The sequence below is a fragment of the Sphaerisporangium viridialbum genome, from assembly GCF_049674955.1.
In the GTDB taxonomy this organism is placed as follows: domain Bacteria; phylum Actinomycetota; class Actinomycetes; order Streptosporangiales; family Streptosporangiaceae; genus Sphaerisporangium; species Sphaerisporangium viridialbum.
Genome location: NZ_CP187232.1, coordinates 793614 through 817398 on the forward strand (window position 1 = coordinate 793614; position 23785 = coordinate 817398).

Below are 23785 nucleotides of genomic sequence, written 5' to 3' on the forward strand. Positions count from 1 at the left end.
CCAGTGTCAGGGGATTGCCACCCTAAAGGCTTTGGGGACCGGTTGAATGCGTGCCCCACACCGCGGAATGGGGGACGAATGACTTTCCAGGAACGGGGCAGGGGACACGATCGTTGGGCAGGGTGAATCGAAACGGGGGAGGAGTCGCTATGTACCGGTCAAGAGAGCACAGGATGATCGCGGGTGTCTGTGGTGGCATCGCGGAGAAGTGGGGCTGGGCGCCCACCATGGTGCGCCTGCTGTTCGTTCTCTCCTGCATCCTTCCTGGACCGCAGTTCATCATCTATCTGATCATGTGGGCCTTGATCCCGAAGGCTCCCGCCCGCGCCGGCCAGTGGTGATCCGCTCCGGCCGTGCCGTAAACGTCTATTCGTAGGACGTATGCTCGGAGATGTGAGCGAGCGAACCGTACGTGCACGGCCACTGGCCCTGATCCAGGACGACCTGGTCGACTACGAGAAGGCCATGGACCGCATGACCGAGCTGGTCGGCGCGCGACAGCGTGACGATCAGCCGGACACATTGTGGCTGCTCAGCCACCCGCAGGTCTTCACGGTGGGGAAGAGAACCGCCGCAGAGCACCTTCCCGACCCCTCGTACGGCATCCCCGTCGTCCCCACGGGCCGAGGGGGCCAGCTGACCTACCACGGGCCGGGGCAGCTCGTGGGATACCTGATCGTCCAGTTGCGCGCCGACGAGGGGGTCGTCGACTACGTCCGCGAGGTGGAGCTCCGGCTGGTCGAGGCGCTGGAGAAGCTCGGACTCCCGGCCGAGCGCCGCGAGACCCCGCAGGGCTCCGAGCTGCTCACGGGGGTCTGGACGCGCGACACGGGCCGGAAGATCGTCTCGATCGGCATGCGGGCCGGCCGGGGCGTCACCAGTCACGGCTTCGCGCTGAACGTCGACGGCGATCTCGACCCCTGGCACCACGCCGTGCCGTGCGGCATGCCGGAGGTCGACATGACCTCGCTGGCGCGCGAGCTGGCCGAGCCGCCGTCCTCCGAGCAGGTCCGCCGGGTGGTCTCCGAGGTGTTCGAGGCGTCCTGAGGCGCCGAGTACGGCTCGCGCCCGCGAGGCGCGAGCCGTAGGGCAGTAGCTCAGGCGGCGGGCTCGGAGTCGCCCAGCGGGACCTCCTCGACATTGCGGCGGGGCCCGGTGAACCAGTGCCGGGCGGACAGCACCCACCACAGGGCGATGCCGATCAGCACGGCGCCCACCGCGAGCGGCGCGTAGTTGACCGAGGTCCAGGTGAAGTCCTCGCTCCACGGCGCGCCGGCCGGGACGACGGGCAGGATGAAGTAGATCGAGATGACGACGATCTCGATCACCGCGATCCAGCCCATCACCTTGTACTTGCCGCCCAGCGTCCACGGCCCCGGACGGAACGCGGCGCCCATGCGCAGGCGCAGCCAGATCGGGATGAGGAACGCCAGGTAGAGCCCGATCACCGCGATCGAGACGACGGCGAGGAACGCCACGGGAGTCGTGGTGCCCTCCGGGGCGTACAGGGCGGGGACCGTGATCAGCAGGGCCGCGACGCAGCCGGCGATGATCGCGTTGACCGGGGTCTTGTTCTTGTCCACGCGCGACCAGAGCCGCCAGCCGGGGACGGCACCGTCGCGGGAGAACGCGTAGGTCATGCGGGACATCGACGTCACGCAGCTCATGCCGCAGAAGAACTGCCCGATCGTGGAGATGCCGAAGATCACGGTGGCCAGGCCAGGCGTCAGCGACGAGGTGAAGATCGCGCCGACGAAGCCGCCCTCCTTGTTGACGGCGTCGACGTCGGTCGCCGCGAACAGGAAGGCCAGGAGCAGCACCCAGCCGCCGATCGCCGAGTAGAAGATCGACTTCCAGAGCCCCTTGGCCGCGCTCATGGCCGCGCCCTGGGTCTCCTCCGACACGTGCGCGCAGGCGTCGAAGCCGGTGATCGTGTACTGCGTGAGCAGGAAGCCGAGCGGCAGCACATACAGCCAGAACGTCGGGCCTGACGAGCTGGAGCCGAAGCCGGAGTTGTTGAACTGCTCGAACAGGAAGCCCACGTTCTGGTGCTTCGACGGGCCGAAGATCAGGATCAGCACGACCGCCGCCGCGCCGAACACGTGCCACCACACCGAGATGTTCTGCAGGATCGAGATCAGCCGGTGGCTGAAGATGTTGATCAGCGCGTGGAGCACGAGCACGATCGCGAACAGCAGGAACGTCTGCCGCAGCGGGTCGCCCTGCGCCCAGCCGTCGCTGAACCTGCCGATGGTGATGTTGAGGAAGGTCGCGCAGCCGTAGTCCACGGAGGCGGTGACCGCGATGAGCCCGATGAGGTTGAGCCAGCCGGTGAACCATCCGTGGATGGGCTTGCCCAGCTTGGCCGCCCACCAGTAGATGCCGCCCGCCGTCGGGTAGGCGGACACCAGCTCGGACATGCACAAGCCGATGATGAGGATGAATACCGAGATCAGCGGCCAGCCGATGGAGATGGCGATGGGCCCGCCATTGTTCCAGGCCTGGCCGAACGTCGTGAAGCAGCCGGCGAGGATCGAGATGATCGAGAACGAGATCGCGAAGTTGGAGAAGCCGCTCCAGCTTCGGGAGAGTTCTTGCTTGTATCCGAGTTCGGCCAGGCGTTCGGCATCGTCGTCGAGGTAGGACTGCTGGGCCATCAGGCCTCCTTGCGTGGCGCGGGTGGTGCGGTTCCGCGGGTGGTGCGGGGGTGGCTGCGCGTCAGGCCGGTGGGAACGGCGGAGACGGCGCGGTCGGAGGTGAGGGGATGCGCGGATCGGGGTCACGGGGCCGTCGCCGGCCTCGGACGTCGTCGATGAGCAGCCCGAGCCCGGGATCGTTGAGGTCCCGTACGGCCTGCGCGAACTTGTCGGCCGCTTCGGCGTCGTAGTCGAAGTCGGCGGCAGCGGCCTGCTCGGCGAGCAGGCCGTGGTGGACGCTGAACCACAACGTCCAGGTGAAGTTGGACATGATCAGATAAAGCTGGACTCTTGCCGCGGGATCCTCGTCCCCGAAGTAGGCGCGCGTCAACCGCTTGACCATTTCTTGGTCATAATCGGCCTCGGCCGCGATGTCTCCCAGCTCGAACGCCGGGTCGTTGTTGCCCGAGAGCTGGTAGTCGACGATGCGCACAGCCGAGCCGTCGAAGATGAAGTTCTCCGGCAGCAGGTCGTTGTGGCATGGCACGGCCGGCGGCCGGCGTACGGCGAGGGCGGCCTCGATCTCGGCCACGACCGGCAGCCAGTCCTCGAAACCGGCGGGGATCTTCAGCGCGTGGGCGCGGCAGAGCGCCAGCAGTTCGTCCAGCTTGCGGAAGATCGAGAAGTCGGTCGCGAAGCGCGGCCCCGCGTGCAGGCGGCGGCAGGCCTCGGCGATGCCGGCGGTCATCGCGGGGTCCCGTACGGCCGCGGCGTCGAGCGTCGGCCCGTCGATGTACTCGAGCAGCACCGCGCCGGGGAGGCGGAGCAGCACCTCGGCGCCGACGCCAGCCTGGGCGGCCCTGACGGTGTTGACGATCTCCAGGTCGAGGGGGATGCCCAGCCCGGCGGCCGAGACGCCGGGGTCGAGGATGCGCAGCAGCCAGCGATCGCCCGCCTCGGTGTCCAGCCGGACGATTCGGTGGCTCAGACCGCCCTTGATCTGGGTATGGGTGACCGGTCGGCCGGCCCAGGCCGTGACGAGTTCGAGTGCCGAGCTGAGGACATCTGGCACGCGGGCCTCCTTTGGTCTACCTTCAGACCATTGATCCGATTCTGCGGGTTGGGTGTTACACGGGGGTACCGATGGTGAAACTTCCCGCCGAGGCGCAGGCCGTGGTGGTCGGTGGCGGCGTCGCCGGCTGCAGTGTCGCCTACCACCTGGCACGGCTCGGCTGGACCGACGTCATCCTGCTCGAACAGCACGAGCTGACGGAGGGCACCACCTGGCACTCGGCCGGGTTCGTCGGTCAGCTCAGGTCCACCGTCACCCAGACCCGCATGATCATGTACTCGGCCGGGCTGTATCCCGAGCTCAGGGACCTGACCGGCCTCGACCCCGGCTGGCACGGCGCGGGCGGCCTGCGGCTCGCCACCACCGCCGAGCGGCAGGAGGAACTGCTCCGCCAGGCCGGCGCCGCCGAGACGTACGGGCTCGACATGGACATCCTGTCGGCGGCCGAAGCGCGCGACCTGCTGCCACTGATGGAGGTCGGCGACGTGCGCGCGGCCCTGTGGCTGCCCGGCGACGGCTGGCTCGACCCGGCGAGCCTCGCGCGGGCCCTCGCGGCCGGCGCGGAGAAGCTCGGCGTGCGCATCGTGACCGGCGTCCAGGTGACCGGGCTGGACGTCCGGGACGGGCGGGTGCGCGGCGTCCAGGTCGGCGAGCAGGTCATCGCCACCGAGACCGTGGTCAACGCGGCGGGCGCGGCGGCGGGGAAGGTCGGGCGGATGGCGGGGGTCGACGTCCCCATCGTGCCGATCAAGCACCAGTACGTCGTGACGCGGCCGTTCGGGGTGCCGGCGACGACGCCGACCGTGCGCGATCCCGACAACATCGTGTACTTCCGGGAGGAAGGCGGCGGCATCCTCGTCGGCGGCTACATCCGGACCCCGGAGGTCTGGGAGGCGGCGACGCCGCTGGCCGAGCCGCGCACGCTCTTCCAGCCCAATATGCCGAAATTTCGTGAATCGTGGGAGTCGGCGGGCCGGCGGCTTCCTGACCTCGCCCGCATGGAGACCGGCGACGGCCAGGACGCCGCCGCCTTCGCCAAGGTCGTCCACGGGCCCGAGGCGTTCACCCCCGACGGGGAGTTCCTGCTCGGGGAGACCGCCGTGGCCGGGCTGTGGGTCGCGGCCGGGTTCTGCGTCCACGGGCTCGCCGCCGCGGGCGGCGTCGGCAAGGTCATGGCCGAGTGGATCGTCGACGGCTCGCCGGAGTACGACGTCTTCGGCATGGACATCCGCAGGTTCGGTTCTCACGCGCGGGGCTCCCGGTGGGCGCGTGCCAAGGCACTGGACTCCTACAGCAAGTACTACGACGTGGTGTACCCGGGCGAGGAGCGTACGGCCGCTCGCCCACTGCGCCGCTCGCCCGCCTGGGCGCGGCACGTCGAGCTCGGCGCCGAGTTCGGCGAGAAGGCGGGCTGGGAGCGGGTCAACTGGTTCGCCCCGGACGCCTCCGGGGAATCGGGGGAGGAGTTCCGGCCCGCCGGATGGGCCGGGAGGTTCTGGTCGCCCGCGATCCGGGCCGAGTGCCTGGCGACCCGCGACGCCGCCGGGCTGTTCGACCAGACGTCGTTCTCCAAGCTGGAGATCACCGGGCTGGCCGGCCTCCAGCGCCTCTGCGCCAACGATCTCGACCGTCCCATCGGCTCGGTGGTCTACACCCAGATGCTGAACGAGCGCGGGGGCATCGAGGCCGACGTGACCGTGACCCGGCTGGCCGGCGACCGGTTCCGCATGGTCACGGGGACGGCCTTCGGCGTGCACGACGCCGCCTGGCTGCGCCGCCACGGGCTGGATGTGCGGGACGTCACCTCGGCGTACGCGTGCTACTGCCTGTGGGGGCCCAAGGCGCTCGACATCCTCGGCGAGCTGACCGGCGACGACCTGACCTTCGGCTACATGCGGGCGCGGGAGATCAGCGCCGGGCTCGTGCCGGTGCTCGCCCAGCGTGTCACCTTCGCCGGGGAGTTCGGGTGGGAGCTCTACTGTCCCTCCGAGTACGGGCTCACCTTGTGGGACACCCTGATGGAGGCCGGCCTGCCGCACGGCATGCGCCCCGCGGGCTACCGGGCGCTGGACTCGCTGCGGCTGGAGAAGGGCTACCGGGTCTGGGGGCTCGACATCACCCCGGAGACGACGCCCATCGAGGCGGGCCTGGGCTTCGCCGTCCAGGGGGACAAGGAGTTCCTCGGCCGTGACGCGCTGGGCGCGCCGCGGTACGCGCTGCGCTGCCTGGTGCTCGCCGACCCCAGGCAGATCTGCCTCGGCGGGGAGCCCGTGCGGGTCGGAGGCGTCCCCGCGTCCCGGGTGACCAGCGGAGGGTACGGGCACCGCGTCGACCGCTCGATCGCGTACGCGTACCTGCCGGTCGGCGAGCCCGGAAGTGCCGGAAGTGAGAGCGCCGAGTTCACGGGCCGGGTGGAGGTCGGCGTCAACGGCGGGTGGGTCGCCGCCGAGATCGCCGGCGAGCCGCTCTACGACCCGAGCAACAAGCGGGTCCGCCGCCTCCCCGGCTCCTAGGAGCATCCCGGGGCGCGGACAGTGGTCCCCGGCTGGGCTTACACCGGTTCGACAGTTCCGGTGAAGCAGGGTTGAGGCGTGCCTGGAACGCGCATAGAACTACGCGGTCCTCTTGACTGCGCGGGGCACCTCCACGGGGGAGCCGGGCACCGCGGAGCCGGAACCAGGAGGGAAATCGTCAGGCGGAACAGCACCCGAGCCCGAGGAGGGCAAGCATGGGAACTTCGGCCGATCACAGCCCGGCCAGCACCACAGGCACGGCGAGCACCACAGGCGCACCCCGTAGCGCGGGCGCCTCCACCATGGCCGCCACGGTCAACATGATGGACCTGGAGCTGATGAGGGACCCCTTCGGCGGGTACTCCCGGATGCGCGAGCAGGCACCGCTCGCACGGGGCTCCTTCTTCGGACGCGGCACGGAGATCTGGCTGGTCACCAGGTACGACGACGTCAAGATGGTGCTCGGAGACCCGCGGTTCGTGAACAACCCGGCCAACGTGCCGGGGCTGGACATCGAGAACATCCGCGAGAAGGAGATGGAGGCCCGGGGCATCCCCAAGGAGTACGCGCAGTACGTGCTGGACAGCGTCCTGGACGCCGACGGAGCCGACCACATCAGGCTGCGCAAGCTGGTGTCGCGCACGTTCACCGCCCGCAGGGTCGCGGAGCTGAGGCCCCGCGTCGAGGAGATCACGGAGGACCTGCTCGACAGGCTCGCCGACACGGCGGAGGGCGGTGTCGTGGAGCTGATGGAGCACTTCTCCTACCCCCTGCCGATCACCGTCATCTGCGAGCTGGTGGGCATCCCGGAGGAGGACCGCGCGCAGTGGCGGGAGTGGGGAAAGGCGCTCGTCACGCTGCAGGCGGGAGGCATGGCGACCGCCCTGCGGGACATGATCACGCACATCCACGAGCTGATCGAGCGGCGCCGCGCGGCCCCCACCGGCGACCTGCTGAGCGGCCTCATCCGCACGCACGACGAGGACGGCGACCGGCTCAGCGACACCGAGATGGTCACGCTGGTCCTCACCCTCGTGCTGGCGGGGCACGAGACCACGGCCCATCTCATCGGCAACGGGACCGCCGCCCTGCTCACCCATCGCGAGCAGCTCGACCTGCTCAGGAAGGACCCGGGGCTCATGCCGCGGGCCGTCCACGAGCTCATGCGCTGGTGCGGCCCCGTCCAGGCCACCCGCCTGCGCTACGCCGCCGAGGACGTCGAGATCGGCGGCATGCCGGTGCGCAAGGGCGAGGCGGTGATGGCGGTGCTGGTCGGAGCCAACTACGACCCCCGGGAGTTCGACCATCCGGAAAGGCTCGACATCACCCGCGAGCCGGACGGGCGCCGGGAGAACCACGTGGGGTTCGGGCACGGCCTGCACTACTGCCTGGGCGCCGCGCTGGCCCGCCAGGAGGGCGAGGTCGCCTTCGAGGCGCTGCTCCGGCGCTTCCCCGACCTGGCGCTGGCCGTCGACCCGTCCGAGCTCGAACGCCAGCCGATGCCGGGTTCCTGGCGGCTGGCCCGGCTGCCGCTGAAACTCTGACCCCGGCGAGCCGCCGCCGAACCGGATCGGCGAGGGATCCGGTCGCGCCATGCGTGGTTCGCGTCGTCCAGTACGGCCCGGCCGGCCGCCGCCTCAGGCCGGGCCGGTACGTCCCGGCCGCGAGCGCTTTCTGGTCGGTGTCCTCAGAAGGTGAGCGGGGGAAGCTCGGTGCGGGTGGGGAGGCCCTGCCAGGGGCTTCCGCTCGCCACCGCGAAGGCGGCGAGCGCGCACCCGCGGCGCAGGCGGTCGGTCGGGTGCAACTCCTCCAGGAGGCCGCTGAGATACCCGGCGGCGAAGGCGCCCCCGGCTCCCACCGGGTCGACGACCGTCACGGGCGCGGCCTGCGCGTCGTACCGCATGCCGTTGACCGTGGCGCTCGCGCCCTTGGCGCCCCGGGTGACCACCAGCTCGCGGATCGTTCCAATGACCGGCTCGATGAGCTGGAGCTCGTCCTGGTTGGCGAAGAGCACGTCGGCTCCCGTCGCCAGCTCGTTGAGCGCCTCGACGGCCTCCTGGCGGTCGATCCAGAGCTGCGGCCGGTAGTTCACGTCCACGGAGACGGCCGTGCCGGAGTCCCTGGCGAGCTTGATCGCGTGGTGGGCCGCGCTCCAGGCGGTGCCGCTCAGCGCCGGGGTGATGCCGGTGACGTGCAGCACCTTGGCCGACTGCAGGGCCCGCGCCGGGACGTCGCCCGGCCCGAGCCGGGACCCGGCGGACCCGCCGCGGTAGTGGACGACGTGGCCCACCCGGCCGATGCGCCGCTGCCTGATGACCAGCCCGGTGGGCGCGCCGGGGTCGGACTGCACGTGGGAGACGTCGACCCCCTCGCCGCGCAGCACCGTGACGACCCTGGCGCCCAGCTCGTCGCCGCCGACCCGCCCCAGCCAGGTCACGGAGTGCCCCAGCCGGGCGAGTCCGACGGCGGCGGTGAGCTCGGCGCCGGCGACGTCGAGACGTACGTCGGTGTCGTGGCGGAGACGGTCGGCGGAGATGACACCGAGCGCCTCTCCAAGCGTGAAGACCTCGGTCATATCAGGATCTTTCGTGCCATGCGAAACGCCCATCTGCCGCTGATGGCCGAAAGCATGGCAGAGACCAATGTCACTCACAATGACATGACGACTTCGGCATCCCATGCGGCATGGCCGCCTTGGAGCCTCACATCTCCTTGAGGAACGTTTCGAGGAACCGCCTCGACTCGGCCACGGTGGAGGCCTCGACGCACAGGCGGTCCATGACCTTCATGTACGGGTCGGTCTCCTCGCGCTTGTCGAGGTACAGGGCACTGGTGAGCTGCTCCATGTAGACGACGTCGGGGATCTCGCGCTCGTCGAACCGCAGGATGGTGAACGGCCCGCCGGCCGCCGCGTGCCCGCCGTGGCCGAACGGGACGATCTGCAGGGTGATGTTCGGCGAGGCGGTCAGCTCCAGAAGGCGCTCGACCTGTGCGCGCATGACCTTCGGGCCGCCGAGCGGGCGCCTGAGCGCCGCCTCGTCCACCAGGGCCCAGAACCTCGGCCCGTCGGGGGAGGTGACGCGCCGCTGCCTGGCCATCCTCAGCGAGATGCGGCGGTCGATCTCCTCGGCGGACGCGTCCGCGTGGCCGAGGATGATCACCGAGCGGGCGTAGTCCTCGGTCTGGGTGAGACCCGGGACGAACTGGATCTCGTACGTGCGGATGACGGAGGCGGCCTCCTCCAGCCCGACGTAGAGCTCGAACCACGTGGGGAGCAGGTCGCTGTACTTGTGCCACCAGCCCGGCGCGTTCGCCTGCTCGGCCAGCGCGAGGAACGTGGCGCGCTCGTCGGTCTCGCCCACGCCGTACAGGGTGAGCAGGTCGGCGACGTCGCGGGACTTGAAGCCGACCCGGCCGAGCTCCAGACGGCTGATCTTGGCGTGGGAGGCGCGGATGGCCTCGCCCGCCTGCTCGCGCGTGATGCCGTTGGCCGTGCGCAGCCGGCGCAGCTGGGCGCCCAGGAGGATGCGCAGGGCGGTGGGGCCGCCCCGGGAGTGGGCGGCGACGCGCCCGTCACCAGTTTCGTCAGAGCCCAGCGCCGAGATCATGCGAGCTCCCTGGAGCCTCGGATGAATGAGCCGTCAGTGTCTCATCCCCGGGGCCCGGTCGTATACGGCGCCTCGGCCTTTCCGGACTGCCCAGAAGAATCCAGGTTGTAGGAGTGAATGTCACAGTTCCGTGGGAAAAGAGCAATCTGCACGTGCATCTGTTCTTGCATCTGTACGGCACGTGAAGGAAAGATTGACTCTCCCACGTCATGTCCCGACCGCGTGAACGGCCCAACGTAGTGAGGACCTTGATGACCGCACACCTGGCACGCCGGCAATCCGTTGTACGGGGCGAGGCTCCCTGGTGGCTGCTACCCGCGATGGAGGACAACCTCTGGGAGCCGGTCGCCGAGCTGGGGGCCCTCGGCCGTACGGGCGCGTCTGTCAAGGTGGCACGGGACTTCACGGTGACGACCCTGAACAACTGGGGTCTCGACGAGCTGACCTGCGACGCCCGCCTGGTCGTCTCCGAGCTGGTCAGCAACGCCGTGCGGCACGCCGGGGAGCCCACCCGGCTCCGCCTGCTCCACCGTGCCTCCCACGTGGTGTGCGCGGTCTTCGACCCCGAGGACCGGCCGCCGGTCGTCACCGAGGCCGACCACCTCGCCGAGAGCGGCCGGGGCCTGTGGCTGGTCGAGAGCCTGAGCTGCTCCTGGGGCTGGCGGCTCCAGGAGGGCCGCGGGAAGCTGGTCTGGGCCGCCTTCACCGCCCCCTTGGCGCTCGGCCGCCGCCGCACCTCCGCCTGAGGTCCGATCTGCCCTGGCCTGCGCTGATACTGGGGAGGTGCTGAGCAGTCACCGCCTCAGGGTGCTCCTTGAGGTCTTCCGTACCGGGAGCATCGCCGGGGCAGCGCGGAGCCTGCGGCTCTCGCCCTCGGCCGTGTCCCACCAGCTCTCCCGCCTTGAGGACGAGGCGGGCATCGGGCTGGTCGAGCGCGACGCGCACAGCCTACGGCTCACGGCGGCCGGGCGCCGGCTCGCCACCCGGGCGCAGGAGGTGCTCGACATCATCGAGGCCGCGGAGAAGGACCTGCTCGCCCAGGCGCGTGCGGACGCCGGGCAGCTCAGCATCGGCTTCTTCGCCTCCGCCGGCTACCGCCTGCTGCCCCTGGCGCTGTCGACCTTCAGCGCCCGGCACCCCGGCGTGGAGCTCGACCTGGTGCTGGGCCAGCCGCACGAGCTGCTTCCCGACCTCGAACGCGGCGCGCTCGACGTGCTCGTGGTGTTCGAGAACGCCCTCGACCCCTGGAAGGCCCCCGACGGCGTCGAGGTGATCCACCTGTTCGACGAGCCGCAGCTCCTGGTCGTGCCGGTGGGCCATCCCGCGGGGCAGCGTCCCCGGGTGCGGCTCGCCGACCTGGCCGACGAGCCCTGGATCACCACCTACGGCACCGACACGCCGGTCTCGGTGCTGGAGCGGGCCAGCGCGCTGGAGGGCTTCAGCCCGGCGATCCGCTGCCGGAGCGACCACTACGAGGTCACGCTCGGGCTCGTACGCGCCGGGCTCGGCGTGGCACTGGTGCCGAGCCTCGGCGCGCAGGGCGCCACGGGGATCCACGTCTGCCGGGTCGAGGGGCCGAAGCTCTTCCGCCGCATCGGCGCGGCCATCCGGCCCACCAACCCGAACCCCGCGCTGCGCTCCTTCATCGACTACCTGCGCGACGCCTCGGCCCAGCTGCGCGTCGCCCAGCGCTGACCGGCCGCCCCCAACCGGTCAGTCGCGCCGCAGGGCCAGGGCGCCGATCCGCAGCCCGGCCTGCCGTACGGCCTTGACCAGGTCGTGCTCCCGGCCCGCCGGTCCACTGGCCAGCACGGCGTAGCCGATGCGGCGCGCCCCGGCCAGCACGCCCACATCGGTGCGCACACCGGTGTCGGTGCCGGTCTTGTTCGCCGCCCACACGGTGCCGGGCGGCACCGCCGAGGGGACGTCGCGGTCCTCCGGCTCGTGGGGGAGAAGGGCGGGCACGAGGCTCCTGTCGGTGTTGTGCGCCATCCAGCCCAGCAGCATGGCCTTCCACGGCGCGTCCTCGTCCGGGCCGTACGTGATCAGCAGGGTGGCGAACCGGGCCAGCTCGGCGGCCGTGCCCACGGCGAAGGCGGGCGGGTGCTCCGGCAGGCGGGGCTCGCGGATCAGGTCGAGGACGCGGGTGCGGGCGAACCCGAGGTCGCCCGCCCTCTCGTTGACCCGGTCGAGCCCGAGCCGCCGCAGCAGCGCGTTGGTCGCGGTGTTGTCGCTCACCGCCGCAGTGAGCAGGGCCAGGTCACCCACGGTCCACTGGCGGGCGGAAAGGTCGCGCAGCAGGCCCGACCCGCCCCGGTAGTCGTCGTCCAGCAGCGTCACCCGCTCGGCGGGGTCGAGGGACCCCGAGGCGACGCCGCGCGCGACCTCGGCGAGCAGCAGGAGCTTGCCCGCGCTCGCCAGCGGCAGCTCCACGTCCTCGTTCAGGGCGAGCAGGCCGGGCACCGAGACGGCCAGCGTCCCCGGGCACTCATGTCCCAGGGATTCCAGGTCGATCATGTGGCGAGCACCGTTCCCGGGCGGGCGGCGGTCGGGGTGCCGTCCCTGACCACGATCTGCCCGCCGACGACCACGGCGCCGATCCCGGCGGGAGGCAGGAGCGGCTCGCCGAACGTGGCGCGGTCGGCCACGGTGGCGGGGTGGAATACTACGAGGTCGGCGTGGGCGCCGTCACGGATCACCCCGCGACCGGCGAGCCCGAAGCGGGCGGCGGCCATGCCGGTCATCTTGTGCACCGCCGTCTCCAGCGTGAGCAGGCCGAGGTCGCGGCCGTAGTGCCCGAGGACCCTCGGGTAGGTGCCCGCCCAGCGGGGATGCGGGCGCCCGCCCGGCTTGGGCACCCCGTCGGAGCCGATCATCGCGTACGGCGAGGCCAGCACCCGCCGCACGTCCTCCTCCACCATGGAGTGGCTGATGATCGTCACCTCGCCGTCCTCTGCGATCAGCAGCTCGGCGGCGACGTCGACCGGGTCGGCGTCCCTGGACGCGGCCAGCTCCGCGACCGTACGGCCCTCGATCTCGGGGTGGCGCGGCGTGCAGGCGATCGAGACGCGGTCCCAGCCGCCGTTGCCGACGGTGTTCTCCCAGCCGGGGACGCCCTCGGCGATGGCCCTCCGCATGCGCTCGCGCTGGGCGGGGTCGGCCAGCCGCGCCGCCAGCACCGCGTAGCCGCCGTCGTTGGCCCACGGCGGGAGCATCGCGGCGAGGGACGTGCTGCCCGCCGTGTACGGGTAGACGTCGCAGGTGATGTCCATGCCCCCGTCGCGCAGTTCGGCGATGCGGGGCAGGGTGCGCGAGGTGCGGCCCCAGGCGTACTTGCCCGCGGTCTTGTGGTGGGAGACGTGCAGCGCCGCGCCGCTCCGGCGGGCGATCTCGACGGCCTCCTCCAGCGCCTCCTCCACCCGGGACATCTCGTCGCGCAGGTGCGTGACGTACGGCTTGCCGTGGCGGGCGGCGACGGCGGCGAGCGCGACCACCTCGTCGGTGCCCGCGTACGTGCCGGGGGTGTAGATGAGCCCGGTCGACAGGCCCGCGGCCCCCTGGGAGAGCGACAGGTCGAGCAGCGAGCGCATGGCGCCGAGCTCCCGCGGGGTCGCGGGGCGGTCGACATGGCCCATCACGCCCGCGCGGAGCGTGCCGTGGCCGACGAGGGAGGCGAGGTGGTTGGCACGGGGCAGCGCGGAGTGCGTCGCGGCGAACCCCGCGAAGTCCCGAAATATCCCGACCTCGCCGCCGAAGGTGATCCGGGTCTCCCCGCGCAGCTCCTCCAGCCGCTCGGGGAGGGCGGGGAAGAGGCTGGAGCCGCAGTTCCCGCAGATCTCGGTGGTCACCCCCTGGAGCACCGACGCCCAGACGAGCGGGTGGTCACCGTCCGTGCCGATCAGGGCCACGCCGTCCGAGTGGGTGTGGACGTCGATGAAGCCGGGCGCGACGGCCATCCCCTCCGCGTCGAGCACCTGCCGCGCCTCGGCTGGACGTCCCGGCGGCAGCAGTGTGACGCGCCCTCCGGCCACGCCGACGTCGGCGGCCCGCGCCGGGCCCGCCGTGCCGTCGACCACGAGACCACCGCGCACCAGCAGGTCGAAGCGCTCCGGACCGGCGCCGGACGCCGCGCGGTTCACAGGACCTGGCCGAGGAAGGCGCGGAAGCGCTCGTGGCGCGGGTCGGCGAGTACCTCGCGAGGGTCGCCCTGCTCGACGATCACGCCGTCGTCGATGAACACCAGGTGGTCGCCGACCTCGCGGGCGAACCCCATCTCGTGGGTGACCACCATCATGGTCATGCCGCTGCGGGCGAGGTCGCGCATCACCGCCAGCACCTCCTGGACCAGCTCGGGGTCGAGCGCGCTGGTCGGCTCGTCGAACAGCATCAGCTTCGGGTCCATGGCCAGGCTGCGCGCGATGGCCACCCGCTGCTGCTGGCCCCCGGAGAGCTGCGCGGGGTAGTGGTGCGCCCGGTCGGCGAGCCCCACCCGCTCCAGCAGCTCGACGGCCCGCCGCCGCGCCTCCGCCTTCTTGGCGCCCTTGACCGTGACCGGGCCCTCCATGACGTTCTCCAGCGCCGTGCGGTGCGGGAAGAGGTGGAAGCGCTGGAACACCATGCCGATGCCCTGCCGCTGCCGGCACAGCTCGGCCGGGCGGAGCAGGTGGAGCCGCTCTCCCTGCTCGTGGTAGCCGATCAGCTCGCCGTCGACCCAGACGCGGCCCGCGTCGATCGTCTCCAGGCGGTTCACGCAGCGCAGCAGGGTCGACTTGCCGGAGCCCGAGGGCCCGACGACGCACACGACCCCGCCGGCCGGCACGTCCAGGCTGATGCCCTTCAGCACCTCCACCGGTCCGAAGCTCTTGCGTACCGAGCGGATCCGCACCATGGGTCCGGTCACGACGCCCCTCCCCTCGCGAACGGCCGCAGGTTGCGGCGGACCCGCGCGGACACCGCGTGGTGCCCGCGCTCGAACCGCTTCTCGACGAAGTGCTGGCCGATGCTGGCCAGCGTGGTGAGCACCACGTACCAGATCGAGGCGACCACGAGCATCGCGATGACCTCGAAGTTGCCGAGGTAGATGCGCTGGGCCACGGTCAGCAGCTCGGCGCCCGCGATGACCGACACCATCGAGGTCGTCTTGAGCATCGAGATGAACTGGTTGCCGGTCGGCGGGATGATCACGCGCATGGCCTGGGGGAGCACGACCCGGCGGAGCACCTGGCGGTGGGACATGCCGAGCGACTCGGCCGCCTCGCGCTGGCCGGGGTCCACCGAGCGGATGCCCGCCCGCACGATCTCGGCCATGTACGCCCCCTCGTTGATCGCCAGGCCGAGCAGCGCGGCGGTGAACGGGGTGATCAGCTCGTTGGCCTGCCACTCGACCAGCTTGGGACCGCCGAAGGGGATGCCGATGCTGAACGCAGGGAAGACCAGCCCGATGTTGAACCAGAAGATCAGCTGGACCAGCAGCGGCGTGCCGCGGAAGAACCAGGTGTAGAGCGCGGAGGCCCCGCGCAGCACCGGGCTGCCGGAGAGCTGCATCACGGCGGCGAGCACGCCGAGCGCCAGGCCGATGGCCATCGACAGCACGGTGAGCTGGATCGTCACCCACAGGCCGCCGAGGATCCTGCCGTCCACGAGGAAGGACGCGATGACGTCCCAGTGCAGGTTCTCGTTGACGATGATCGTGTAGGCCAGCCAGACCAGGAACAGCGCGGCCAGCGCCGCCGTGACCCACCGGCCGGGGCGGGGCGGGCGCACCGCCTTGATCGGGAGCTCGTGCGGCACGGGCTCCCGGACCATGCCGGGTGAACGGCTCACTGCCATGGGTTGGTGTTCACGAGCACCTGGGGAACGGCGTTGGCGCTCACCCCGTACTGGTCGAGGATCGCCTGGTAGCCGCCGTCGGCCAGCAGTTCCTCCATGGCCTTGGCCACGGCGTCCCGCAGTCCCTCGTCGCGCTTGTCGATCGCGATGCCCCACGGTCCCGCGTCGTACTGCTCGGAGAGCACGTCGTACTTGCCGGTCTCCTTGGCGTACATCGCCGCGACGGGGGAGTCGACGATCGTGGCGACCGCGCGCCCGGAGTCGATGCTGAGCAGCCCGGTCGGGGCGTCCTCGCTCTGCATGATCCGCATCTTCTCGGCGCACTTGTCGTTCTGCCGCTGGCCGATGGCGAGGTTCGAGCTGCCCTTGGCCAGCACGACGGTCTTCCCGCAGAGGTCGTCGAGGGTCTTGACGCCCTCCGGGTTGCCCTTCTTCACCATGATCGCGCCGCCGGCGTTGAAGTAGTCGACGAAGTTCACGGCCGCGCGGCGCTGCTCGGTGTCGCTCAGCGAGGACATCACCAGGTCCCAGCGCTTGCCCTGCAGTCCGGGGATCAGGCCGTCGAAGGCGGCGTTCGTGATCTTGACCTTCAGTCCGAGCTTGGCGGCGATCGCCGCGGCGAGGTCGGGGTCGACGCCGGTCAGCTCCTGGGTGCCCTTCTTGTACATCTCCATCGGCGGGTACCCCTCGGAGGTGGCGACCCGGAGCTCCCCGGCCGTGCGCAGCGCCTCCGGCACCAGGTCCTTGGCCGTCTTGGCCTGGGCGGCGGCGGTGCTCCTGCCCGTCTCGGCCCCCGACGACGAACGCCCGCAGCCGCCGGCGACCGCCGTGAGAGCCAGCGTGGCGGCAATGGCCACATATAGGCGCTTTGTCATGGAATCTCCTATTTTGCTGGTACCTGACCATATGCTGGCGATGGCAGGTCTCGGTCCCAACGGTCATGAATGCTTGCGAGCCTCAGCATCGAAGTCTTCGATGCTCTCCCCGGGTGAGCGGTCCGGAGTCCTAGCCTCGGAGCCCATGACACTGGTGATCGACGATGTGTGGCCCCGTACGGCGGCCTGGGCCGGCGAGCGACTGACCATCGGCGGGGTCGGCGCGCGCGAGCTGGCCGCCGAGTTCGGCACCCCCGCCTACGTCGTCGACCAGGCCGAGTTCGAAGCCCGGTGCGCCGAATGGCGGGACGCGCTCCCCGGCGGCGAGGTCCACTACGGCGGCAAGGCGTTCCTGTGCCCCGAGATCGTCCGCTGGCTCGACCGGCTCGGCCTCTGCCTGGACGTGTGCACAGGCGGAGAGCTGGCCGTGGCGCGGGCCGGCGGCATCGCGCCCGGGCGGGTGGTGTTCCACGGCAACAACAAGTCGGCCGCCGAACTGCGCGCCGCCGTGGCCTGGGGCGTCGGGTGCGTCGTGGTCGACTCGTTCACCGAGATCGAGCGGCTGGCCGCCGTCGCCACCGCCGCGGGCGTGCGGCAGAGCGTGATGGTCCGCGTCACCCCCGGCGTGAACGCCCACACCCACGAGTTCATCGCCACCGGCGGCGACGACTCGAAGTTCGGCTTCTCGCTCAACGCGGGCCTCGCCGCCGAGGCGGTCAGGCGGGTGCTGGCGGAGCCCTCGCTGGAGCTCACCGGGCTGCACTCCCACATCGGCTCGCAGATCACCGACCTGGACGGGTTCGCGCTCGCCGCCCGCCGGATGGCGAGCTTCCTGCTGACCCGCGAGCTGGAGCACGGCATCACGATTCCCAAGCTCGACTTCGGCGGCGGCCTCGGCATCGCCTACCGTCCCGGCGACCCGGTGCCGCCCCGGCCCGCCGAGGTGGTGGCGGCGCTGCGCGCGGCGCTGCCCGACCACGTACGTCCGGCGGTGGAGCCCGGCCGCTCGATCGCCGGGCCCACCACGGTCGCGCTGTACGAGGTCGGCACGGTCAAGGAGATCCCGGGCGTGCGGACCTACGTCAGCGTGGACGGCGGGATGAGCGACAACCCGCGCCCGGCGATGTACGGCGCGGCCTACACCGCCGCCCTGGCCTCCCGCCGCTCCGACGCCCCGCCCCGCGTGGTCACGGTGGTCGGCAAGCACTGCGAGAGCGGTGACGTGCTGATCCGCGACATCGCGCTGCCCTCGGACCTGCGGCCCGGCGACCTGCTCGCGGTTCCGGCGTCCGGGGCCTACCAGCGGGCCATGGCGAGCAACTACAACCACGTCACCCGCCCGCCGGTGATCGCGGTTAGCGAGGGGTCGGCCCGCGTGATCGTACGCCGCGAGACCGAGGAGGACCTGCTCCGCCTCTACCCGTGAGCCCGCTCCGCGGCGCGGGTCAGCGGTGGTCGAGCCCGCCGGGACGTTCCAGGTCGCGCCCCTGCTCGACGGCGAGGCGGGTCAGCTCGACGCGGGAGGCGATGCCCAGCTTGCGGAAGATCTGGCGCAGGTGGAACGCCACCGTGTGCACGCTGATGAACATCTGGTCGGCGACCTGCCGGTTGGTCCATCCCTGGGTGACCAGGAGCGAGACCGCGCACTCGGTGTCGGTCAGGCTGGCCCAGCCGGAGACCGGCCGCTCGGCGGTCGCCCAGTGCCGGTGCCTTACCCCCATCCTGCGCAGCCTGCGGCGCAGGCGGGCGGTGTCCCTGGCCGACCCGGTCTCCTCGTAGCCTGCCAGCGCCTCGTCGAGGCTCCGCACGGCCTCCTGGTGATCGCCGGACCCGGCCAGCACCACGCCGAGGTCCTCGGCGGCCGAGGCGCGCGCCCACGCGTCCGTCCCCTCCTTGGCGGCGAGGCCCAGCGCCTCGGCGTCCCCTTCGAGCAGCCCCCGGGCGTGCGTGGCGGCGGCGCGCACCGTGCGGAAACCCGGGTTGCCGCCCGCGAGGTTCTCCGCGGCCGTGACCGCCAGCTCCGCGCGGGCGCGGTCGCCCGCGGCGAGGGCGACGCGGACCAGCCAGGGCGCGCAGGCGGGGTCGCCCACGAGCACCTGGCACTGCTCCCTGAGCTCGGGATAGAGGTGCCCGACCAGCTTCATCGCCGCCACGGGGCCGTCGCGGGCCTCGGCGACCTGGGCGGCGAGCATCGAGCACCGCGCGGGAACGGTGGCGTCGGCGTGGCGGGACAGCCGGTCGCGGTCGGCCGAAAGATGCTGGGCGGCCGTACGCAGGTCGCCCCGCCGCAGGGCCACGGTGCCGAGCACGGACGCCGCCGTCGAGCTGAACAGGTGAGTACCGAGGCTTTCCGCCAGGTCGAGGCCGACCTGGGCCTCCGCCACGGCGTCGTCCAGCCGCCCGGCCACCAGCTCGACCCGCGCGCGGAGCACGGCGGGAGTCGAGGCCCAGGCACTGTGGCCGAGCGCCTCGACCTCCTCCCTGGCCTCCCTGACGACGATCTCCGCTTCGTCGAGCCTGCGGATGTCGGTCAGCATCGACGCCAGGGCCAGGCGCGGGTGGGTGCGGCGTACCGCGACCGAGCCGCCCTGCGCCCGGCGTACGGCCTCGCGGGCCAGCCGTAGTCCGTCCGCGAGCCGGCCGGAGTTCCACCGGGTCATCGCGAGTACCACCATCGCGCCGGCGACCACCGCGTCCCCGTGGCGCTCGGCCGCCGCCAGCACCGCCTCGGCCTCCTTCGCGGCGCGCCGCGTGCCGGGCAGGCCGGCGAGGCCGTACAGCAGGGCGAGGGTGGCGCGGTCGCGCAGATGGCCGGACAGGCCCGGCTCGGCGAGCGCGGCGTCCGCCTCCGCGACGGCCTCGGCCGCCTGGCCGCCCATGAACAGGATGCCCGACAGCGCGCAGCGCAGCTCGGCGGCGGCCCGAGGCGACACCGGCCGGGCCAGCGCCGAACGCACGAGCCTTCCCGCCTCGTCGAGGCGCCCCGCCTCCGTGGTGGCCTCGATGGCGGTGACGACCCGGGCGAACCTGCCAGGGTCGGACAGGTCGCTGAGCTCGACGGCCTGCACGGCGAGGTCCGCCGCGGCGCGCGGCGAGCAGGCCAGGACCGCGGTGACGGCCTGGTCGAGGCCGGTCAGCGTACGCGCGTCGCCGGGCCGGGTGCCCTCGATCAGGTGGCCCGCGGCGCGCATCGGCGAACCGCCCCGGTCCAGGAGGATCTTGCCGATCTGGTGGTGCAGCGCGTGGCGCACGGGAGGGGGCAGCGCGGCGACGACGGCCTGCCAGACCAGCTCGTGCCGGAACTCCAGCGCTTCCTGCGTCGTCACGAGTATGCCGGCGTCCATGGCCTCCTCGAAGGCCGGAAGCAGCGCGGCGGGAGGCGTGCCGACCAGCTCGGCGGCGTCCTCCGGCGAGAAGGACCGGCCGAGGACGGCCGCCGCCTCGACGAGCTGCCGCGTGTCACGGCCCAGGCCGTCCAGCAGGTGCCGTACGAGGGCGTGCACCCGCTCGGGGGCCTTCGCGGAGAGCAGGCGGGCCCGGCCTCCCGCGACCTCGACGGTGCCCTCCTCGCGCAGGCCGGAGAGAAGCTCGGTGAGCAGGAAAGGGTTGCCGCCCGCGCCCGCGGCGAGGGCGAGCAGGTCCGGCTGGGGCACGGCGCCGAGCACGTCGGCGGCCACCTCGGCCACCACGTCGTCGGGCAGCGGCCCCAGCTCGACGCGGACCGCTCCGTGCTTTTCGAGGCAGCGGAAAAGGCGTTCCGCCTCGACGTTGCGCCCCTTGCGCGACCCGGGCGCGCTGCGGGCTCCCGGCGTCCACGAGCCCGTGGAGGTCCTGGACGGCGACGGGGCAGATCCGGGAAGGCTCAGGGCGGGCGGGGGGCCCGTCACGGTGCAGCGGGCGAGTAGCCACACGACCGGTTCCGAGCTCAGCTCCCAGTGCAGCGTCCGCAGCGCCGCGAGCGTCGCGGGGTCGGCCCACTGGAGATCGTCCAGGCCGACCAGCACGGGACGGGTGGCCGTGCAGCTCTTCAGCCGCACCCGAAGCTGTTCCACCAGCTGGATACGGGGGTCCAGCTCCTCATTGCGGCGGGCGTGGGCGGGCGGCTCGTCCAGGGCCATGAACAGCGGGGCCAGCGGGATGAACTCCTCCAGCTCCTCCGCCCCGCCGGTCACAGGAAGGAACCCCTGCCGGGAGGCGTGGGAGGCGGCCTCGGCGAGCAGCAGGCTCTTGCCCGTGCCGGGCTCGCCCTCGACGAGCAGGGTTCCCCCCCGGCCGTCCCCGGCCGCCCTCAGGAGATGGATGAAGGTGTGCCATTCGGACTCGCGTCCACGCATGTCTCCCCCCGTGACGGGGTTTCGTCCTCGGCGGGGGTCTTCGACCTGCCGGATGGGCGGCCCCGCTCAGCCGGTGGCGGCCGCGCTCCACTCCGGCTCACCTGCCTCCAACCACAGTACACATGGCCGGGGAAAGGCCTCTCGAACGGGGCGGCATCGTCAATTCGGATAGACACCGGGCCGTCCGGGGCCGCCCGCTTCCCCCGCGATCGGGATCTCGCCGCTTCCCCGCCCTCGCCTGGCCCGGGCGGCGGAGGCGGGGCACGCGAACGACTAGCAGGTTGGAGGATGTGGGGTTCCTCTCCGCTGACGAGGGTCGAGGGTGTGGGCGTACGCGCCGAGGCACGCGGTGCCGGGGTGGGCGTGCGCGTCGCCGTGCCAGCGTGCACGCCGCCAGGGGAGGTAGAAATGGCGAAGGCAGTCGGGATCGATCTCGGCACGACCAACTCCGTCATCGCGACAACAGAAGACGGGCAGCCGGTCGTCATCCCCAACGCGGAAGGGCAGCGGACCACGCCCTCGGTGGTCGCCTTCACGGACACCGGTGAACGCCTGGTGGGCCAGCTCGCCCGGCGCCAGGCCATCCTCAACCCCAAGGGCACGATCTACTCCGTCAAGCGGTTCATCGGGCGCCGCTACGACGAGGTGCAGAGCGAGATAAACGCCGTCTCCTTCGACGTCGTGCCGGGGCCCGACGACGCGGTCCGGTTCAAGGTCAAGGACAAGCTGTACGCGCCGGAGGAGATATCCGCCCTGATCCTGCGCAAGCTCGTCGGCGACGCGGCGAAGTTCCTGGGAGAGAAGATCACCGAGGCGGTCATCACGGTGCCCGCCTACTTCAACGACGCCCAGCGCCACGCCACCAGGGACGCCGGCAAGATCGCGGGCCTGGAGGTCATGCGCATCATCAACGAGCCGACCGCGGCCGCGCTCGCGTACGGGCTGGACAAGAAGGGCAGCGAGACGGTCCTGGTCTTCGACCTCGGCGGCGGCACCTTCGACGTCAGCATCCTCGACATCGGCGAGGGCGTGATCGAGGTGCGCTCCACCGCGGGCGACACCCACCTGGGCGGCGACGACTTCGACCGCCGGATCGTCGACTACCTGGCCGACGAGTTCCAGCGGCAGGAGGGCATCGACCTGCGGCGCGACCCCCAGGCGCTCCAGCGGCTGTTCGAGGCCGCCGAGAAGGCCAAGGTCGAGCTCTCTTCCGTCACCCAGACCACCATCAGCCTGCCGTTCATCACCGCGGACGCCAACGGCCCGAAGCACCTCAACACCACCCTCATGCGCTCCACGTTCGAGGAGATCACCCACGACCTCATCGAGCGCACCATGGGGCCGGTCAAGCAGGCCATGGAGGACGCCAAGCTGACGGCCGACGACCTCGACGAGGTCATCCTGGTCGGCGGTTCCACCCGCACCCCGGCCGTGCAGGCCCTGGTGCGCCGCCTCACCGGCGGCAAGGAACCGAACATGACGGTCAACCCGGACGAGGTCGTCGCCGACGGCGCCGCCATCCAGGCCGGAGTCCTGAAGGGCGAGGTCAAGGACGTCCTCCTGCTCGACGTCACGCCCCTGTCGCTCGGCATCGAGACGCTCGGCGGCGTGATGACCAAGGTCCTCGAACGGAACACGACCATCCCCGCACGCCGTACGGAGACGTTCAGCACCGCGGAGGACAACCAGAACGCCGTGGACGTCGTGGTCCTCCAGGGCGAGCGCGAGCGCGCGGCGGACAACCGGGCCCTGGGCCGGTTCCGGCTGGAGAACATCCGCCCGGCGCCCCGCGGAGTGCCCCAGGTCGAGGTGACCTTCGACGTCGACGCCAACGGCATCCTCAACGTCACCGCCAAGGACAAGGACACCCGCGCCGAGCAGCGCATCACGATCAGCGAGAGCTCCAACCTCGACAAGGGCGAGATCGACCGCATGGTCCAGGACGCCGAGCGGCACCGCAGCGAGGACGCGAGGGTCCGCGAGGCGATCGACGCGAGGAACGAGCTGGACTCGGTGGCCTACCAGGTCGAACGCCGGCTCACCGAGCTCGGCGACGCGGTGCCCGTGCACGAGAAGGCGCGCGCGGAACAGCTCGTCGCCGACGCCCGCCAGGCGATCAAGGAGGAGGCGCCCGTCGAGCGGCTGCGCGACCTCAGCTCGGAGCTCCAGCAGGTCTACCACAGCCTCAGCGCCGTCCAGGCGCCGCAGGGCGAGCCCGCGGGGGCAGGGGCCGGGACCGCCGGGGCGTCCGCACAGCAGGGTCCGTCCGCCGGCGGCGACGATGACGTCATCGACGCCGAGTTCACGACATCGGACTGACATGAAAGGCCACCACGGCGAGACGCCTCCGGGCACGGGTCCTCCCGGCGAGGGCTGGACACCGGCAGGCCCGTCCGCCGCCGACCTCGGCGTCGAGCCCGACACGGAGGCGCCCTCCGCCGAACCGGACGACTCCGACCGCTCGGCCGTCGCCGACATGGACGAGAAGATCGCCGAGCTGGAGGACCGCTGGCTGAGGTCCGCCGCCGAGCTGGACAACCTGCGCAAGCGCATAGCCAGGGACGCCGAGCGCATCCGCGTGGAGGAGCGGGCCCGCGTGGCGCGCGAATGGCTGCCGATCGTCGACAACCTGGACCTCGCCCTCCGGCACGCCGACGCCGACCCGAACGCCGTCATCCAGGGTGTGCGGGCGGTGCGGGACCAGGCCGTGGCGCTGCTCGCCCGGCTCGGGTTCCGACGCCACGACGACGTCGGAGTGCCGTTCGACCCAAGCCGTCACGAGGCCGTCAGCACGGTGGCGGACCCCGACATCGCGCCAGGGACGGTGGTCGAGGTCGTACGGCCCGGCTACGGGGACGCCGACCGGCAGCTACGCCCGGCGGCGGCGGTCGTCTCCACGAAGCCGGAGTGAGGCGGAG

At 71.8% G+C, this 23785-nt stretch carries 19 protein-coding genes; 9 read left to right on the top strand and 10 right to left on the bottom strand.

What is annotated here, in order from left to right:
* Nucleotides 1-149: 149 nt before the first annotated feature.
* Nucleotides 150-341, top strand: coding sequence for a PspC domain-containing protein (locus ACOZ38_RS03705; RefSeq protein ID WP_424528799.1), 192 nt, complete (start codon nt 150-152; stop codon nt 339-341).
* Between the two features lie 52 nt (nt 342-393).
* Complete coding sequence (gene lipB, locus ACOZ38_RS03710; protein WP_424528800.1) at nt 394-1047, top strand: lipoyl(octanoyl) transferase LipB; 654 nt, start codon at nt 394-396, stop codon at nt 1045-1047.
* A gap of 50 nt (nt 1048-1097) precedes the next feature.
* Here the strand turns inward: lipB and ACOZ38_RS03715 are convergent, their stop codons facing one another.
* Nucleotides 1098-2657 carry an amino acid permease gene (locus ACOZ38_RS03715; RefSeq protein WP_424528801.1) on the bottom strand — a complete coding sequence of 520 codons (1560 nt, stop codon included), beginning with the start codon at nt 2655-2657 and terminating at the stop codon, nt 1098-1100.
* 61 nt (nt 2658-2718) lie between these two features.
* Nucleotides 2719-3708, bottom strand: a complete 990-nt coding sequence (locus tag ACOZ38_RS03720; protein ID WP_405143938.1) for a phosphotransferase — start codon at nt 3706-3708, stop codon at nt 2719-2721.
* Nucleotides 3709-3779: 71 nt separating this feature from the next.
* Between ACOZ38_RS03720 and ACOZ38_RS03725 the strand changes: the two genes are divergently transcribed.
* A complete protein-coding gene (locus ACOZ38_RS03725; RefSeq protein ID WP_424528802.1) occupies nt 3780-6221 on the top strand; it encodes a GcvT family protein in 2442 nt (813 codons plus the stop codon).
* Between the two features lie 215 nt (nt 6222-6436).
* The gene (locus ACOZ38_RS03730; RefSeq protein WP_424528803.1) at nt 6437-7765 is read left to right on the top strand and encodes a cytochrome P450 family protein; all 1329 of its coding nucleotides are present in this window, start codon (nt 6437-6439) and stop codon (nt 7763-7765) included.
* Nucleotides 7766-7908: 143 nt separating this feature from the next.
* Here the strand turns inward: ACOZ38_RS03730 and ACOZ38_RS03735 are convergent, their stop codons facing one another.
* Both ACOZ38_RS03735 and ACOZ38_RS03740 read right to left on the bottom strand, forming a co-directional pair.
* A complete protein-coding gene (locus ACOZ38_RS03735; protein ID WP_405143942.1) occupies nt 7909-8796 on the bottom strand; it encodes a sugar kinase in 888 nt (295 codons plus the stop codon).
* A gap of 127 nt (nt 8797-8923) precedes the next feature.
* Nucleotides 8924-9829: a helix-turn-helix domain-containing protein gene (locus ACOZ38_RS03740; protein ID WP_424528804.1), complete on the bottom strand. Its 906-nt coding sequence runs from the start codon at nt 9827-9829 to the stop codon at nt 8924-8926.
* Nucleotides 9830-10080: 251 nt separating this feature from the next.
* Here ACOZ38_RS03740 and ACOZ38_RS03745 point away from each other — a divergent pair, with 251 nt between their 5' ends.
* Together ACOZ38_RS03745 and ACOZ38_RS03750 are read left to right on the top strand one after the other, a co-directional pair.
* Complete coding sequence (locus ACOZ38_RS03745; protein WP_424528805.1) at nt 10081-10575, top strand: ATP-binding protein; 495 nt, start codon at nt 10081-10083, stop codon at nt 10573-10575.
* Nucleotides 10576-10612: 37 nt separating this feature from the next.
* Nucleotides 10613-11524, top strand: a complete 912-nt coding sequence (locus ACOZ38_RS03750) for a LysR family transcriptional regulator (protein ID WP_405143946.1) — start codon at nt 10613-10615, stop codon at nt 11522-11524.
* 18 nt (nt 11525-11542) lie between these two features.
* Here ACOZ38_RS03750 and ACOZ38_RS03755 read toward each other — a convergent pair whose 3' ends face one another.
* Genes ACOZ38_RS03755 through ACOZ38_RS03775 form a run of 5 tightly spaced genes read right to left on the bottom strand, consistent with a single transcriptional unit; the run spans nt 11543 to nt 16533 of the window.
* Nucleotides 11543-12346: a serine hydrolase gene (locus tag ACOZ38_RS03755; RefSeq protein ID WP_424528806.1), complete on the bottom strand. Its 804-nt coding sequence runs from the start codon at nt 12344-12346 to the stop codon at nt 11543-11545.
* Complete coding sequence (locus ACOZ38_RS03760) at nt 12343-13968, bottom strand: N-acyl-D-amino-acid deacylase family protein (RefSeq protein WP_424528807.1); 1626 nt, start codon at nt 13966-13968, stop codon at nt 12343-12345. The genes ACOZ38_RS03755 and ACOZ38_RS03760 overlap by 4 nt, the downstream gene beginning before the upstream one ends.
* Nucleotides 13965-14717 (bottom strand): amino acid ABC transporter ATP-binding protein, encoded by a 753-nt coding sequence (locus tag ACOZ38_RS03765; protein ID WP_424536954.1) that lies wholly within the window; start codon nt 14715-14717, stop codon nt 13965-13967. Before ACOZ38_RS03765 ends, ACOZ38_RS03760 begins: the two co-directional genes overlap by 4 nt.
* An 8-nt stretch (nt 14718-14725) precedes the next feature.
* Nucleotides 14726-15658 carry an amino acid ABC transporter permease gene (locus tag ACOZ38_RS03770; RefSeq protein ID WP_405143952.1) on the bottom strand — a complete coding sequence of 311 codons (933 nt, stop codon included), beginning with the start codon at nt 15656-15658 and terminating at the stop codon, nt 14726-14728.
* Nucleotides 15649-16533, bottom strand: coding sequence for an ABC transporter substrate-binding protein (locus ACOZ38_RS03775; protein WP_424528808.1), 885 nt, complete (start codon nt 16531-16533; stop codon nt 15649-15651). Before ACOZ38_RS03775 ends, ACOZ38_RS03770 begins: the two co-directional genes overlap by 10 nt.
* 145 nt (nt 16534-16678) lie before the next feature.
* Here ACOZ38_RS03775 and lysA point away from each other — a divergent pair, with 145 nt between their 5' ends.
* Nucleotides 16679-17959, top strand: coding sequence for a diaminopimelate decarboxylase (gene lysA, locus ACOZ38_RS03780; protein ID WP_424528809.1), 1281 nt, complete (start codon nt 16679-16681; stop codon nt 17957-17959).
* A 19-nt stretch (nt 17960-17978) separates the two neighbouring features.
* On the opposite strand, the gene ACOZ38_RS03785 is transcribed toward lysA, so the two are convergent.
* A complete protein-coding gene (locus ACOZ38_RS03785; RefSeq protein WP_424528810.1) occupies nt 17979-20867 on the bottom strand; it encodes a helix-turn-helix transcriptional regulator in 2889 nt (962 codons plus the stop codon).
* Nucleotides 20868-21275: 408 nt separating this feature from the next.
* Here ACOZ38_RS03785 and dnaK point away from each other — a divergent pair, with 408 nt between their 5' ends.
* Nucleotides 21276-23186 carry a molecular chaperone DnaK gene (gene dnaK, locus ACOZ38_RS03790; RefSeq protein ID WP_424528811.1) on the top strand — a complete coding sequence of 637 codons (1911 nt, stop codon included), beginning with the start codon at nt 21276-21278 and terminating at the stop codon, nt 23184-23186.
* A gap of 1 nt (nt 23187) precedes the next feature.
* Entirely contained in the window at nt 23188-23778 is a 591-nt protein-coding gene (locus ACOZ38_RS03795) for a nucleotide exchange factor GrpE (protein WP_424528812.1), read from the top strand.
* Nucleotides 23779-23785: the final 7 nt, after the last annotated feature.

Coding starts and splice junctions, on each gene's coding strand:
- ACOZ38_RS03765 (WP_424536954.1), bottom strand. CDS start 14,717: ATGGTGCGGATCCGCTCGGTACGCAAGAGCTTCGGACCGGTGGAGGTG.
- lysA (WP_424528809.1), top strand. CDS start 16,679: ATGACACTGGTGATCGACGATGTGTGGCCCCGTACGGCGGCCTGGGCC.
- ACOZ38_RS03725 (WP_424528802.1), top strand. CDS start 3,780: ATGGTGAAACTTCCCGCCGAGGCGCAGGCCGTGGTGGTCGGTGGCGGC.
- ACOZ38_RS03715 (WP_424528801.1), bottom strand. CDS start 2,657: ATGGCCCAGCAGTCCTACCTCGACGACGATGCCGAACGCCTGGCCGAA.
- ACOZ38_RS03705 (WP_424528799.1), top strand. CDS start 150: ATGTACCGGTCAAGAGAGCACAGGATGATCGCGGGTGTCTGTGGTGGC.
- ACOZ38_RS03745 (WP_424528805.1), top strand. CDS start 10,081: ATGACCGCACACCTGGCACGCCGGCAATCCGTTGTACGGGGCGAGGCT.
- ACOZ38_RS03735 (WP_405143942.1), bottom strand. CDS start 8,796: ATGACCGAGGTCTTCACGCTTGGAGAGGCGCTCGGTGTCATCTCCGCC.
- dnaK (WP_424528811.1), top strand. CDS start 21,276: ATGGCGAAGGCAGTCGGGATCGATCTCGGCACGACCAACTCCGTCATC.
- ACOZ38_RS03785 (WP_424528810.1), bottom strand. CDS start 20,867: ATGCGTGGACGCGAGTCCGAATGGCACACCTTCATCCATCTCCTGAGG.
- ACOZ38_RS03740 (WP_424528804.1), bottom strand. CDS start 9,829: ATGATCTCGGCGCTGGGCTCTGACGAAACTGGTGACGGGCGCGTCGCC.
- ACOZ38_RS03730 (WP_424528803.1), top strand. CDS start 6,437: ATGGGAACTTCGGCCGATCACAGCCCGGCCAGCACCACAGGCACGGCG.
- ACOZ38_RS03770 (WP_405143952.1), bottom strand. CDS start 15,658: ATGGCAGTGAGCCGTTCACCCGGCATGGTCCGGGAGCCCGTGCCGCAC.
- ACOZ38_RS03795 (WP_424528812.1), top strand. CDS start 23,188: ATGAAAGGCCACCACGGCGAGACGCCTCCGGGCACGGGTCCTCCCGGC.
- ACOZ38_RS03755 (WP_424528806.1), bottom strand. CDS start 12,346: ATGATCGACCTGGAATCCCTGGGACATGAGTGCCCGGGGACGCTGGCC.
- ACOZ38_RS03775 (WP_424528808.1), bottom strand. CDS start 16,533: ATGACAAAGCGCCTATATGTGGCCATTGCCGCCACGCTGGCTCTCACG.